Raw genomic sequence first — 14,169 nt, 5'->3', positions numbered from 1 at the left:
CCTTACCTGATCCGGGGGTGTCCTGCGTGCGGCTGTACTTCACCGCGCTCAATCCGACCGACTCGGTCACCGGTGGATTCCTCCCCGCGGCCCGTGCGCTGGGATGCGAGGTGACCCTGCTCACCGACCGGCCGGACCGCCACCCCGGCGTGGAGACGCTGCGAGCCGACGTCAGGGACGCCCGCGCCGTGATCGACACGATCGCCGGCCACCACCCGCCGGACGCCATCTTCACCAACTCCGACCACCTCCAGGCGGAGACGGCACTCGCCGCCGGCTACTTCGGGCTGCCCGCCAAGGACTGGCGCGCCTGCCTGACCGCCAAGAACAAGGCGCTCACCCGTCACCTGCTGGCCGCCGCCGGAGTGGAGTCCGTCCGGTCCGCGCGCATCGCGCCCGGCGACCCGATCCCTGACGCCCTGCCGTACCCGGCCGTCGTCAAGCCGCGCGAAGGCGTCGCCAGCGAGGACGTCGTGCTGGCCGGCGACCGCGACGAGCTGGCCCGCGCCGTCGCGGGCATCCGTGCCCGCCGACCGGGCGCGACGCTGGTCGCCGAGGAATACCTGGAGGGGCCGCTGCGCACCCTCGAAACGCTCGGCGACGGCCGCTCCCTGCACGTCCTTGGCGGCTTCCGCACCACGCTCGGCCCGCTCCCGCACTTCGTGGAGGAACGCCTCGACTGGGACCCCTCGGCCCGCACGCCCGGGGAGGAGTCCCGCGAACACGTCCTGCGCGCGCTCGCGGCGATCGGCGCCGGGTTCGGCGCCTGCCACACCGAGTACGTCCTCACCGCGCGCGGGCCGCGCGTCATCGAGGTCAACTACCGGGCCATCGGCGACACGTGCGACTTCCTGCTCGCCGAGCTGCTCGGGGTGCCGCTCTTCGAGTGGATCCTGCGCGTCCACCTCGGCGAGCCCGCCGGGGAGCCGCCGCACGTCACCGGGCACGGCGCGGCGGTGAGCCTGGTCGCCGACCGGTCCGGGGTCGTCAAGCGGGCCCCCGGCGACGTGACCGAGACGACGGCCGGCGGCGTACGGCTCCGGCACCGGCCGCTGCGGGCGGTCGGCGACACCGTCGAGCTGACCCGCACCAACCGCGACTACCTCGGCGTCGTCCGCGCGACCGGCCCTGACGTGGCCGCTGTGGACCGGGCGATCGGCGATTTCCGTGCCCGCTCCCCCTGGGTGATCGAGTGACCCGCGCGAGCGTCGAATGCCCTGGGTGGGCCGTCGGCACCGCCCCTGGACCGGGCGGGCGGGGTCCCGCCGAGCCGTACCTCGCCGCGCGCGTGCTGGACGCGCTGCTCCGCGAGGACTACGGCGGTCTGGCCGCCCGCATGACCCGCACCAAGGACGGGGTGCTGCTCGTCCTGCCCTCGGGGCGGCGGGTACGGCTCGCGCCCGGCCACCTGTATCAGGACTTCGTGGTCGCGGATGGTGAGGCGCTGAGGCTGCGCGAGGTGCTGGACGCGCTCGTCGCGCAGGCCGCCCCCGCCGACGCGGACGGGGTCGCCGCCTTCGCCGGGGAGTGCCGCGCGGCCCTGCGCGCGTACGACCTGCACGACCGGCACCGCGAGCACGTGCTCACCCGCCTGCGCCGCCCCGGGCCCCGCGAGACGATCGTGTACGAGGCGCTCGGCGCGTTCGGCGACCATCCGGTGTACCCGACGTCGCGGGCGCGCATCGGCCTGTCCGACGAGGAGGTGGCGGCGTACGCCCCGGAGTTCGCGCCGAGCTTCCCGCTCCGCTGGGCCGAGGTGGACGCGGACCTGGTGACCCGCTCGGGGGACCTGCCGGACTGGTGGCCTTCGAGCGACTCCGCGCACGCGCTGTTTCCCGTGCATCCGCTGACGCTGCCCGCCGTACGGGAGATCCCCGGGGTGACCGTCCGGGACGAGCCGCATCTGGTGGTACGTCCTACCTTGTCGATGCGCACCGTCGAGGTCGGCGCCCGTACCCACCTGAAGCTGCCGCTGGCCACCAGCACCCTGGGCGCGCGCAACCGCCGGTCCATCCGGCCCGGCACCCTCGGCGACGGCGCGCGGGCGGAGCGGCTGCTGCGCGAGGTGCTGGCCAGGGAACCTGACCTGGACGTGGTCCTGGCCGACGAGCAGACCTACGCGCACGCCGGGCACGAGTACCTCGGCTGGATGGTCCGCCACCTGCCGCCCGGAGAGATCATCCCGATCGCCGCCCTGCTGGCGCCGTCCCCGGGCGTTCGGACGGAGAACGGCCTGCTCGCGCCGTCCCTGGGCGTTCGGGTCGTGGACGACCTGTCTCAGGACCCTCGGACGGTGGACGGCCTGCTCGCGCCGTCCCCGGGCGATCGGGTCGTGGACGACCTGGCCGCGCGGTACCGGGGCGGGAGCGTCGCGGCGCTGCTGGCCGGGTACCTGCGCCTGCTTTTCACGTGGAACGTCCGGCTGTTCGTCACCTACGGCGTCGCCCTGGAGGCCCACCAGCAGAACCTCGCCCTGGTCTTCGGCGACCAGGGGACGATGCGGCTGCTCGTCAAGGACAACGACGGGTTGCTCGCCTCGCCGGACCGGCTGGTGGCGGCGGGCCTGGCCGTGCCGGAGTTCGCCGACCGGCGCCTGCTGACCGGCGACCCGCACGCCCTCGCGGACGTGTTCGTCACGATCACCCTGCACCTCGCCGCCGCGGCCATCGCCTTCGGCGCGGGGCACGGCGAGCTGGTCGCCGAGGCCCTCGCCCAAGCCCTCGCCGAGCACGGCGGGCACCCGATGGCCCGGCTCCTGCGGGCCAGGACGCTGGACGCCGCGCGGCTGGTCGGCAAGTCCATGGTCAGCGCCGGGACCCTGGTGGAGCGCGCGCGCATCGGCGCGGCCGACATCAACAAACACTACGGCACGAGCGGCCCGAACTACCTGCGCCGCCACCCCCGCAGAGAGGCCACACCATGAACGGCGTCGTGCTCGCCTCCCCCGGCGCCGGCCCCACCTCCCTCAGCCCCTCCGCCGGCCCGTCGCGCGGCGCGGTGGAGGACGTCGCGGAGGAGGCGGCGCTCGCGGCCCTGCTGCGCTGCTGCGTGCGGGAGGTCGCCGGCCCGCGCGGCCAGGTCTGGCCGGCCGGTCCGTACCTGCTGCTGCGCATGGCGGGCGACCTGATCCGCGTCCCCACCTCGGGCGGGCTCGCCCTCCGCTTCGACGGCCCGGCCGAACGCCTGGACACCGGCTCGTGGAGCCCTCTCTCGGTCGACGAACTCGTACAACTGGTCGAATCCGAACTGGGCGGCACAGGCCACAACGCGCCGAACCGGGACTCCGCAGGAGAAGATGCGCCGGCGGGGGCGAACGAGGAGTTCGCGGGGCAGGTGACCGAGAGCCGGGCGGCGATCTCGACGCTGCTGCGGGCGCGGGCCGGCACCACCCCGCCCGAGGACCCGTGGCTGGCCTCGGAGCAGTCGCTGGTCTACGGGCACCCGTTCCATCCCTCCCCCAAGTCCAGAGGCGGGTCCGGGTGGGTGCGGTACGCCCCGGAGGCGCACGCCGCCTTCCCGACGCGGCTGCTCGGCGTACGGGACGACCTGCTGGCGACCGGGGGCGACCCTCAGGTGCTCGACGGCCTCGGCCAGGCGCCGCCCGGGTACACGCTCCTGCCCGCGCACCCGTGGCAACTTGAACTGCTCGGCGCGGAGCTGGCGGCGCCCTTCGCGGACGGCCGGCTCGTGGACCTCGGGCCCAGCGCCCTGCCGGCGGTCCCCACGTCCTCGGTACGGACGGTGTACGAGCCGCAGATCGGCAAATGCCTGAAATTCAGCATCGATGTACGGATAACCAACTGCGTGCGGAAGAACGCCTGGTACGAGCTGACGGCCGCCGCCGAACTCAGCACGCGCCTGGGACCGGTGTTCGCCGACCTCGGCCGGCGCTTCCCGGGGACCCGCTGGCTGCGCGAGCCGGGGTACCGGTCGGCGTCGCTCGGCACCCGCCTGCTGGAAGGGCTGGGAGTGATCGTCCGCTCCAGCCCGTGGGAGGTCACCGGCCCCGGCGTCACGCCCGTACTGGCGGGCGCCCTGGCCGCGCCGGACGGCGGGGACGTGCCGGGGGCGCTGCGGCGGGATCCGTCGCGGTGGTGGGGGGCCTACGTCGACCACGTCGCGCTGCCCGTCCTGGACGCCTACTTCCGGCACGGCGTGGTGCTGGAGCCCCACCTGCAGAACGTGCTCGTGGGCATCGACGCCGAAGGCATGCCCGTCGAAGCCGTGTTCCGCGACCTGGAGGGCACCAAACTCGTCGCCGGGCGCCACGACGTCTCCGGCCTGCCCGGCCAGGTCGCCAGGGCGGCGACCTACGACGCCACGCGAGGCTGGAACCGCGTCGTGTACTGCCTCATGGTGAACCACCTGCCGGAGATCGCGGCCACCATCGCGGGGGCGGCGGCGCCCGGCGACGGGGGCGTACTCCTGCGCGCGCTGTGGGCGGACGCACGCGAGCGCGTCGCCCGGTACGCGGGCGAGCACGGGCACCCGCTCCCCCTGCGCGACCTGCTGGCCGGGGTCCCGCTCCCCGCGAAGGCCAACCTGACGGCCCGCTGGACCCGCTCCGCCGACCGCGACACCGGCTACGTCCCCGTCGGCAACCCCTTCGCGGGAATCCCGACATGACCCCCCGCCCGACCGATTTCCGACGCGACCAGACCCGCGCAGAGCCCAGCGTGACCGCGCCCAAGCGGAGGCCAACGTGACCGAGGCCGATGTGACCCAGTCCGGCCGGAGGCCCCACATGACCCCACCCAAGCGGCGGCCGATGTGATCGTTCTTCCTGAGGCGGTTCGCGAGCGGGCCATGCGCCTCGCCGATGCCCTGCCCGCGTACGTGTACGACCTGCCCGCCCTGGACGCGCACGCGGCCGGCGTGCGGCGGGCGTTGCCGGGGATCGAGCTGTACTACGCGGTCAAGGCCAACCCGGATCCGGCACTGCTGCGCACCCTGGCCCCGCACGTCGACGGGTTCGAGGTCTCCTCAGGCGGCGAAGTGGCCCACGTGCGTTCGGTGCTGCCTCGGGCGCCGCTCGCGCTCGGCGGCCCGGGGAAGACCGACGCCGAGCTGACCCTGGACGTCCACCGTCTGCACGTCGAGAGCCCCGGCGAACTGCGCCGCCTGATCGGCACGGGCAGGGCGGCGGACATCCTCCTGCGGGTCAACCTCGACGTCCCCGTCGCGGGCGCGGCCCTGGCGATGGGCGGCGGCGCGACGCCGTTCGGCATGGACCCCGAAGGGATCAACGAGTGCCTGGAACTGGTCCGAGCCCGTGACCGAGACCGCGTGCGGACGCGCGGGATCCACGCCCACCTGGCCAGCGGGCTGCACGCCCCCGAGATGCTCGACCTCGCCAAGGCCGTCCTGTCCTTCGGCCGGGACACCGGTACCTGGCCGGAGATCGGCCTCGGCGGCGGCATGGCCGTGTCGTACGACGACCCCGAGGAGCGGTTCGACTGGGAGGCGTACGGCCGGGGCCTGTCCGAGATGTGGCGCCCCGGCGAGACGCTCCGGATCGAACCGGGCCGCGCGCTGACCGCGTACTGCGGCTGGTACCTAACCCGGGTCATCGACGTGAAGCGCGTACACGGCGAGGCGTTCGCCGTCGTCACCGGCGGCACCCACCACCTGCGCACCCCGGCGGCCAAGGGCCACGACCAGCCGTTCGCCGTACTCCCCACGGGCCGCACCGGCTCGGGCGTAACCGACGAACCGGTCACCGTCGTCGGCCAGCTCTGCACCCCCAAGGACGTCCTCGCCCGCCAGATCACCACTTCAGTGAACGTGGGCGACGTCATCGCCTTCGGCATGGCAGGCGCCTACGCCTGGACCATCTCCCACCACGACTTCCTCATGCACCCCCACCCGACCTTCCACCACCTCACCTGACAACACGGTGACGTCGTACGCCCCAAAACAAGGAGCTACGCACGATTTTCTATAACCCCGGCCTACCGGCACTTCCGCAAGGACCGCCCAAGATCAGGGAAGGCGCTCCATCCAGCAGGAACCATTCCACCTCAGATGGCAGCCGACCCACCAAACCCGCCGCGCCTCACACTCTCCCGGAACGCATCCCACTCAGCGGCCCCGAACCACAACACCGGCCCACGCGCCCACTTACTGTCCCGAATCCCCATCCTGCCAGCAGACAAGAAGGCGACCTCCACACACTCGCCACCGTTATCACCGCTGTAAGAGGACTTCACCCATCTGGCACTAATCAGGTCGTCCATGTTTGCATCCATTCCTTGATCCGATCCAGGGACTCCATGTGCGGAAGCGCACTCGTTCGTATCGCTTCATACCGTAGCTGAACGTCCCGCACCTCTCTGGGTTGGGAGATCACTTGCCCTTTGCCTGCGGACTCCAAATAGGCGACCTCGCGGCCGTCGCGTAGCTGTGCGAGAAAGAACCCTCCTAGCAATCCTGCGGTGCACGACGCCATCACGGGGACTACCTGGAGCGTGATACAAGGATGCTCTGCCATGGCCAAGAGGTGCTTCAACTGCCCTCCCATGACAGTCGGACCACCTACGGGCCGCTGAAGGACCACCTCATCGAGAACAGCCCACATGACCGGCGGGTGCTTGCGCTCGAAGAGAACTTGGCGATCGATGCGGGCCTCGACCGCCTTCTCGACTTCCTCTGCTGACGTACCTGGTCTCCCTAGAAAGATCGCCCGCGCATAGTCAGCCGTCTGGAGCAGACCCGGCACCAGGTTCGGTTGGGCTGTCCGAAGCGTAAGGGCCTGTTGTTCGGCTTCCAGCCATGGGTAGAACCAGCGTTGGTTGCCGTCGGACCGGCACTGTTCCCATACTTGAACCAGGGCTCCATCAACCTCCAAAGCGACATCGCACCGCTCAACGAGGTCTCGTTGCTGGGGAAGGCGTATCCCACGCTCGATCGCCCCCATCGCCGCGCCCGTATAACCGATTCTACGCCCCAACTCTGATTGGGTGATGCGCATCTCCTGCCGGAGTCTCCGCAGCTCGAACCCGAACCGAGCCGCCGGCGAAGTCTCCGGATTGATCGTTGGCTGTCGCGGCATCTGACCTCCACGCAACGGAATACAACGGAACGCGATAGGAGACAACCAGAGAATCGCAACGCTGTTGTCACCATTCCCTTACGGAGAGTAGAGGGTAGGCGCCAGCCTTGGTGAGAGAAACCGAACTCTCCGAGGAATGGTGTGGATTATGACGCTGGAAATCACCTGGGATGCCCGAAATCATGCGCCAGACCTGCCTCCGTACAACGGCACCGCCTTCGCCGTACCAATTCCAACCGCGCCCGCGGGTAGGGGCCGTGACGACGAAGAGGATCGACCTCAAGGCACCGGCCCGGCCTGCCTATGCCCAATGGATCATGATCGATGAGCACCGACGACGGGCACCGGGCCGATCACAACACCGTTTCCGAGAGGCGGGCCGACGAGGATGCCGGGCTGCTCTCGATCCTCTACCGCCATCTTGCGGACGACGGGATCCGGTGCCGCATCTTCAAGAGGGTCCGGCTCGCGATCGGCACCGAGACGATCCCGCCAAGGCGCGCCTACAACCCCACCGAGATGGTCGTCTATGGCCCTGATGGCCTGGGCCGCGCCAAGGTCACCGTACGAACGAGGGTCTGGGGCACGGCCTTCCTGGTCACTCCCGCGCGCGACCTCCCGGAGTTCCAGTTCCCCATCAACCAGATCTCCGAGATCCTCCGCTGGCTGGCCCAACTCTCCCGAGACGACCTTCACGTCCGTCCACCTACCGCCCGGCCGACTTCATAGCCGACCCGAGGTGAATTCCGGTCGCCATTGCCGGCTCGGATCGACCTCCGTCCGTGACCACCGCGGTCGCCCGCGTGCAGCCGGCCTCCGCCTGAAGGCCGGCAGGGGTCCTAGAAAACTGCCCGAGCCGAAGGCGAGGCCCTTGCTCAGTCCTCGGGGGGATAGAGCTTGTCGAAGGTGAGGCCGGCGAGGGTGGCGGTGAGCAGGGCGATCATCCAGGGGTCGATGCCGGTGGTGAGGTTGACGAACTCGGCGACCTCACGGTGGGACAGGACGGCCTCGGCCAGGGCGGACAGGGTGATGGCGAAGACCGACCCGCACACGACGCGGCGGCGGAACGCTCGGGAGGTCGCCGACGGGCCGGCCGGCGCTGAACCCACGTCCAGGACGGCTAACGGATCCGGTGTGGAGCCCGGTGTGGTGAAGGGATTCGGTGCGACGTCCAAGGTGGCGAACGGATTCCGCGTGACGTCCGGTGTAGTGAAGGGATCTGGCGTGGCGGACAGTTGGCGGTGCAGGTGTGGCGGGGGCCAGAGGACCGGGAAGTCGCTTTGTCGCGCCAGTGTGGCCCTTGTGATCACGTTCTTGACGAGAGGCGGGATCAGGTCGTCCGTCATGGGCAGGGCGAGGAGCCGTTCGAGTTCCCACACTGACGGAACGAACGTGGGCGGAATCGCGACCGGCTCAGGGCTGAATTTGATCACCAAAAGCCTTCCGGCCGTGCCGAGGTCGTCCGCTGGGAGAAGGTCATCCTCCGAAAGAATACGGACGACCCAGGTCGTGAGCCGAGCATGCCCCTCGCCAAAAGGTAGACGGGATATTTCATGTAGAAGACGGGACACTTCCCTCAGCTGCTCGACAGGTTTTCTAGCGTAGGAGAGGAAGAAGTAGGGACGCTGGTCCCCGTCGGGAAAGCCCGTCGTGGGCGGCGCGGGGGGTGATCCAGGTGGCCGCCCGGCTGCGAAAGCGGCGCGCACCGATGAAGGGGGAACGAGCACCGTCGTCATGCGACGGACTCTACGTCCGCACCGCCGGCGTGTCGCGCGATCAGCGCCGATGCCGGTCGGATGTCCGCAAGCCAAGCGCCGAGATTGGACGGGCCTCCGGGGCTCAATGCTGAGACCGGACGGGCCTCCGGGGCTCAATGCTGGGACTGGGCGGGCCTCGGGGGCTAATGCTGAGGCCGGGCGGGCCTCCCGGCGGGCTCAATGCTGAGGCCGGGCGGGCCTCCCGGGCTCAATGCTGAGGTCGGACCGGCCTCGGGCGGGCAGTGCCGGGGCCCGGTGGATGTCCGGAGTCAGTGTTGGAGGCGGGCGCGGGTCTTGTGGAGGAGGTCCTTGATGGCCTGGAGGATGATCTCCGGTCGTTCCTCGTGGAGCCAGGCATGGCCGGCGTCGTCGAGTACTCGCTGCTCGCCGTCCGGGACGGACGCGGCCAGCTCGGCGTGCAGGGCCCGTTTGCCGTCGTTGATCTCGCGGAGGACCTCTTCGGGCCAGAGCTGGGCCTGCGTTGCGTCGTGTCCCAGGGCGGTCAACACGATGACGGGCACGTCGGGCATGTCGGGCGCGTGCCGGAGCTCGTCGGAGACCTCGTCGTACAGGTTCCTGCCCTCGTCCCACCCCGTGCGCCACGAGGCGAGGTGGAGGTCGACGAGCGGCCCGCGTACGGCATCCGGCCACTTCGCGAACTGCTGCTCAAGCTGCCCCCGGCCCATTTCGAGCTGAGCCTCCGTCGGTTCCGGCAGCTCGGGGTTCTTGAACTTCTCCAGCATCTCCCGCACCTGCTGCGGCGCCCGGGCGGCCATGTCCTCGTGGAAGGGGTCCAGCAGGAGCAGGCCTGCCACGTCGCCGGGGAAGCGCCGCGCGTAGTGGCGCGCGTAGGCCCCGCCCAGAGAGTGCCCGACCAGCAGATACGGGCCGGGCACCTCGGCGGCGCGGAGCAGTCCGTGCAGCTCATCGGTGACGTCGGCGGCGCTGCGGGGCAGTTCGACCCGTTCGCTCCAGCCGGTGCCCGCGCGGTCGTACACCACGCTGGTGGTCAGCTCGGCGGTCCTCTCGTGGATGTTCAGGAAGTCCAGTCCGACCAGGGCGGCCCCCGGCAGGAACACCACGGCAGGGCCGCCGTCGCCGGAGCGGTACAGCATCAGCCGCCGTCCCTCGACGTCGTACAGGCGGCCCAGCGGCGGGGCGACGGCCGCCTCGGTCGGGGGCGTTGGGGGGGTCATGGCGACTCCTAGGCTCGATCTATTCTTAACTTTGAGAAAGGTATCAGACGTGAGATCGTATGGCCATGAACACGGTGGACCTGCTTCTGCATCCGGTGCGGCTCCGCGTCGTGCACGCCATGTCCGGGGGACGGGCCCTCACGACCGCCCAGTTGTGCGCCCTGCTGCCCGACGTCTCGACGGCCACCGTCTACCGGCACGTGGGCCTGCTGGCCGACGGCGGTCTGCTGGAAGTGGACGGTGAGCAGCGGGTGCGCGGGGCCGTCGAGCGCCGGTACCGGCTGCGCCGGGCGCAGGCGGTGATCGACGCGGGCACGGCGGCCTCGACGTCGCTCGAGGACCACCGCCGCGTGTTCGCCCTGGCCATGGCGATCCTGATGGCCGAGTTCAACGCCTACCTCGACCGGGACCACGCCGACCCGGCGGCCGACCTCGTCGGCTACCGCCAGCACGCCCTCTGGCTCAGCCAGGACGAGCGCGCCGAGATGATCGGCGAGCTACGAGAGGTGATCCTGTCCCGGCTGGGGAACGAGCCCTCCCCCACCCGCACCCGCCACCTGCTCAGCCCGATCCTGTTCCCCGCCGAGGACCCACCCCCGACAGGCCCCTGAGCTTCGGGAGCTCCGTCGATCTCCTCGGGAGAGGGCGGACCGGGGTGATGTCCTGCCTCCCAGTGGCCTGCTCGCCGGCCTTGTCGGTACCCCGTCCAAGCTGCGGCTATGTCATTTTACTTCCGCGTTTCCACATGCCTGGATTCCGCGTTTCCGCAGACTCGGCAGGCGGGGCGGATGGGCCGGTAGGCCGGGAAATCGCCCGAGCCGGAGGCGAGGACCATTAGGGGGCCGGCGAGGGAAAGTGTCTTATTTTTCTTCGGGGATGGAGGTGAGGAGGCGTTCCAAGCCTTTGGCGTCGAGGAGGTCGACGGGGCGGACGGTTTCGTTGGCGCGGACGTAGTGGAAGGCGGCGCCGACGGTTCGCAGGGCGACGCCCTCAAGCCGGGCCCAGGCCAGCCGGTAGGCAGCGAGCTGGACGGCCGCCGCACGGGCGGCGACGCCCCGGGGCCGTTCTCCCGTCTTCCAGTCGACGACCACGTAGCCGTCGCCCTCGGGGAACACCGCGTCCATCCGGCCGCGCACGAGCCGGTCGCCGATCATGGTCTCGAACGGCACCTCCAGGTCGACCGGCTCGATGCCCGCCCACGGGCTCTCCTCGAACCGGGCCTGCAGCTCGGCGAGATGCGCGTCCACCCCCGACAGGTCGTCGGACGCGCCGGGCAGCTCGAAGTCGTCGATCAGGCGCTGCTGCCCCCACCGGCCCTCCAGCCAGCGGTGGAAGGCGGTGCCCCTGCGTGCCAGCGGCGCGGGCTTGTGGGGCAGCGGGCGGCGGATCTGCCGGGCCAGCGCGGCCGGGTCGGCCGCGAGGGTGACCAGGGAGGAGACGGTGAGGTGGGCGGGCAGTTCCACGACGGCGCCGCCCCGGCGCCTGACCTGGTCGCGCTCCTTCAGCAACAGCTCGGTGTCCCGCGCCCAGGCGCGGACGCGGTCGTGCTCCCAGTCCTTCAAGGGGGGCCCGGGCGTGGCGGGCGGGGCGCTGCCGTTGATGGCGTTCATGACCAGATCGGCCCCGCCCTGGACGGCTTCGTGGCGCTCGCCTCCCTGGGCGACGGGCCACTCCTGCGCCGCCGGCTCAGCCAGCAGGGGGTTGGCCTCGTTCTCCCCGACCTCGGGCGCCCAGTAGGCGGCCTGGCCGGACGCCTCGCGGACCTCCAGCAGGAAGTCGGACGGGTCGAGCGGCCGGGCGGCCGTCCCCCAGCGGTAGCCGGAGGCGATCAGCAGGTAGTGGGCCCGGGTGACGGCGACGTAGGCGAGGCGCCGCTCCTCCATCAGGTCGCGCTCACGGCAACGCTCGTCGAACTCCGCCAGGTCGTCCTTCTCCAGCCCGCGCAGCTCGGGCAGGTCGGACCGGTCACCCCGCAGGGCGTACGGCAGCTTGCGCGGGTTCTCGGTCCACCGGGAGTTGGTCACCGGGGTCGCGGGGAAGACGCTGCCCTTGGCCAGCGCGCCCCGCTGGGTGGTGAGCTGGGAGAGCCCCGGCACGATCACGACCGGCCACTCCAGCCCCTTGGAGGCGTGCACGGTCATCAGCTTGACGCTGTTGGTCTCGCCGACCCGGCCGGCCTCCAGGCCGAACTCCTCCGACTCCGCGGCCTTGAGGTAGGCGAGGAAGGCGCCCAGCGTCGGGTCCTCGGCGTCGCCGGCGAAGCGGGACGCGGCGTCCAGGAAGGCGTCCAGGTCGGCGCGGGCGGTCAGCGGGCCGCCGCCCCGGGCGGCGACCTCGACGTCCAGGCCGAGCCGCCGTTCGATCTCGGTGATCAGGTCGGGGAGCGGCTGGCCGGTGTGCGCGCGCAGGGTGCGCAGTTCCTGGGCGAGCCGGGGCAGCCGCGCGCGGGCCAGCGGGGAGAACGGTTCGAGCGACTCGGGCTGGTCGGGCAGCTCGTCCAGGGCGTCGACGAGGCTGCCGCGTTCCTCGGCCATGTCCGCGACGACCTGTTCGAGCGGGTCGTCGGCCGAGGGCCCGCCGCGGTTCGCGACGGTGAGCTCCCTGGCCAGGTCGCCGAGCACCTTGAGGTCGGCGACGCCGATGCGCCAGCGCGGGCCGGCGAGGAGCCGTACGAGCGCGTCGCCGGCCGTCGGCTCGTACAGCACGCGCAGCGTCGCCACCAGGTCGGCCACCTCGGGCACGGTCAGCAGGCCGCCGAGGCCCACCACCTCGACCGGGATGCCCCGGGCCTCAAGGGCGCGGCGCAGCGCCGGGAACTGGGCGCGTTTGCGGGCGAGTACCGCCACGTCCTGCGGCTGCAGGGCCATCGGCCCGCCCCACGTGCCGCCGATTTTGATCTTCTCGCGGAGCCGGTCGCGTTCCCCCTCGCCCCAGGGCAGGCCGTCCGGCGCGGTCTCGTGGCCGAGCATGCGGTGGACGCCGTCGGCGATCCAGGCGGCCTCGTCCTCGGCGGTCTGGTGGAACGCGGAGACGACCCGGCCGCGCCCGACGCGGTTGACGCCGGGCACCAGCACCGGCACCTCACGCGCCTCCTCGCGCAGCGGCACCTGGACGCGGGCCGCGACGTCCAGGACGCGCTCGCCGTTGCGGAAGCTGACCGCGAGCCGGCGCACGGCGGCGGGCTCGTTCGTGGTGGTGGGGAAGTCGTGGACGAACCGCTTGAGGTTGCCCGAGGAGGCGCCACGCCAGCCGTAGATCGACTGGCAGGGGTCGCCCACGGCGGTCACGGGATGCCCGCCGCCGAAAAGCGCGCGAAGCAGGACGAGCTGCGCGTGGCTGGTGTCCTGGTACTCGTCGAGCAGGACCACCGAGAACCGGCCCCGTTCGATCATGCCGACCTCGGGGTGCCGGTCGGCGATGCGGGCCGCCAGCGCCATCTGGTCGCCGTAGTCGATGACCTCGCGGCTGCGTTTGAGCCGGTTGTAGGCGTCGACCAGGGGCAGGAACTGCTCGCGGATGTCCTGGGTGCGCACCGGGCGGCGCTGCGCGAGCGTCGGCCTGCCGTCGAGCAGGGCGAACCGCTCGTCGAGCCAGTGGCCCACCTCGCGGACGTCGTCGGCGGTGCGGAGGTGCTCCGACAGCTCGCCCGCCAGGTCGAGCACCGCGGCGGTGACCGAGGGCGGCGCCAGGTCGACGCGGTCCATCGGGCCGTCGTACCGGCCGACCACACGGGCCGCCATCTGCCAGGAGACCGCGGGGCTGACCAGGCGCATGGTCGGCTCCAGCGCCTCGCGGAGCGCGTGGTCGGTGACCAGCCGGGCGGCGTAGGCGTGGTAGGTGGAGACGGTCGGCTCGGCGTCCAGCATCTCGGCCGGGGCGAGCCCGACCTCGGCGAGCCGGGCCAGCCGCTTGCGCACGCGGGCGGCCAGCTCGGCGGCGGCCTTGCGGGTGAACGTCAGGCCGAGCACGCGTTCGGGGCGGACCAGCCCGTTGGCGACCAGCCAGACGACGCGGCCGGCCATGGTCTCGCTCTTGCCGGAGCCGGCGCCGGCGACCACGACCATCGGCTCCCTGGGCGCCTCGATGACGGCGGCCTGCTCGGGGGTCGGCGGCGGGATGCCGAGCCGCTCCGCCAGCTCGACCGGCCCGATCAGCGCGGGACGCG

Annotated in this window: 11 protein-coding genes; 6 read left to right on the top strand and 5 right to left on the bottom strand. The window is 71.7% G+C overall.

The features are described 5' to 3' along the window. The first annotated feature begins 26 nt into the window (after positions 1–26). From NYZ98_RS08720 to NYZ98_RS08705, 4 genes are all read left to right on the top strand, one after another. Positions 27–1,196, top strand: a complete 1,170-nt coding sequence (locus NYZ98_RS08720; RefSeq protein WP_262842052.1) for an ATP-grasp domain-containing protein — start codon at positions 27–29, stop codon at positions 1,194–1,196. Continuing rightward, positions 1,193–2,923: an IucA/IucC family protein gene (locus NYZ98_RS08715; protein ID WP_262842051.1), complete on the top strand. Its 1,731-nt coding sequence runs from the start codon at positions 1,193–1,195 to the stop codon at positions 2,921–2,923. Before NYZ98_RS08720 ends, NYZ98_RS08715 begins: the two co-directional genes overlap by 4 nt. Then, positions 2,920–4,626 (top strand): IucA/IucC family protein, encoded by a 1,707-nt coding sequence (locus NYZ98_RS08710; protein ID WP_262842050.1) that lies wholly within the window; start codon positions 2,920–2,922, stop codon positions 4,624–4,626. Before NYZ98_RS08715 ends, NYZ98_RS08710 begins: the two co-directional genes overlap by 4 nt. A 144-nt stretch (positions 4,627–4,770) precedes the next feature. Next, positions 4,771–5,889, top strand: a complete 1,119-nt coding sequence (locus NYZ98_RS08705; protein ID WP_262842049.1) for a type III PLP-dependent enzyme domain-containing protein — start codon at positions 4,771–4,773, stop codon at positions 5,887–5,889. Between the two features lie 131 nt (positions 5,890–6,020). Here the strand turns inward: NYZ98_RS08705 and NYZ98_RS08700 are convergent, their stop codons facing one another. Both NYZ98_RS08700 and NYZ98_RS08695 read right to left on the bottom strand, forming a co-directional pair. Next, entirely contained in the window at positions 6,021–6,236 is a 216-nt protein-coding gene (locus NYZ98_RS08700; RefSeq protein WP_262842048.1) for a DUF397 domain-containing protein, read from the bottom strand. Continuing rightward, the gene (locus tag NYZ98_RS08695) at positions 6,224–7,051 is read right to left on the bottom strand and encodes a helix-turn-helix domain-containing protein (RefSeq protein ID WP_262842047.1); all 828 of its coding nucleotides are present in this window, start codon (positions 7,049–7,051) and stop codon (positions 6,224–6,226) included. The genes NYZ98_RS08700 and NYZ98_RS08695 overlap by 13 nt, the downstream gene beginning before the upstream one ends. 324 nt (positions 7,052–7,375) lie before the next feature. Between NYZ98_RS08695 and NYZ98_RS08690 the strand changes: the two genes are divergently transcribed. Continuing rightward, positions 7,376–7,780, top strand: coding sequence for a hypothetical protein (locus NYZ98_RS08690; RefSeq protein WP_262842046.1), 405 nt, complete (start codon positions 7,376–7,378; stop codon positions 7,778–7,780). A gap of 146 nt (positions 7,781–7,926) precedes the next feature. Here the strand turns inward: NYZ98_RS08690 and NYZ98_RS08685 are convergent, their stop codons facing one another. Next, a complete protein-coding gene (locus tag NYZ98_RS08685) occupies positions 7,927–8,787 on the bottom strand; it encodes a hypothetical protein (RefSeq protein ID WP_262842045.1) in 861 nt (286 codons plus the stop codon). Positions 8,788–9,077: 290 nt separating this feature from the next. Further along, positions 9,078–10,004: an alpha/beta fold hydrolase gene (locus NYZ98_RS08680; RefSeq protein ID WP_262842044.1), complete on the bottom strand. Its 927-nt coding sequence runs from the start codon at positions 10,002–10,004 to the stop codon at positions 9,078–9,080. Positions 10,005–10,069: 65 nt separating this feature from the next. On the opposite strand from NYZ98_RS08680, the gene NYZ98_RS08675 reads away from it, so the two are divergent. After that, positions 10,070–10,615, top strand: coding sequence for a helix-turn-helix domain-containing protein (locus NYZ98_RS08675; protein ID WP_262842043.1), 546 nt, complete (start codon positions 10,070–10,072; stop codon positions 10,613–10,615). 249 nt (positions 10,616–10,864) lie between these two features. Here the strand turns inward: NYZ98_RS08675 and NYZ98_RS08670 are convergent, their stop codons facing one another. Then, positions 10,865–14,158: a DEAD/DEAH box helicase gene (locus NYZ98_RS08670; protein ID WP_262842085.1), complete on the bottom strand. Its 3,294-nt coding sequence runs from the start codon at positions 14,156–14,158 to the stop codon at positions 10,865–10,867. Positions 14,159–14,169: the final 11 nt, after the last annotated feature.

It is taken from the genome of Sphaerisporangium corydalis (genome assembly GCF_025506355.1).
In the GTDB taxonomy this organism is placed as follows: Bacteria; Actinomycetota; Actinomycetes; order Streptosporangiales; family Streptosporangiaceae; genus Sphaerisporangium; species Sphaerisporangium corydalis.
Note: the sequence above shows the minus strand (reverse complement) of the source record. Positions and strands in the feature narration are given on the sequence as shown.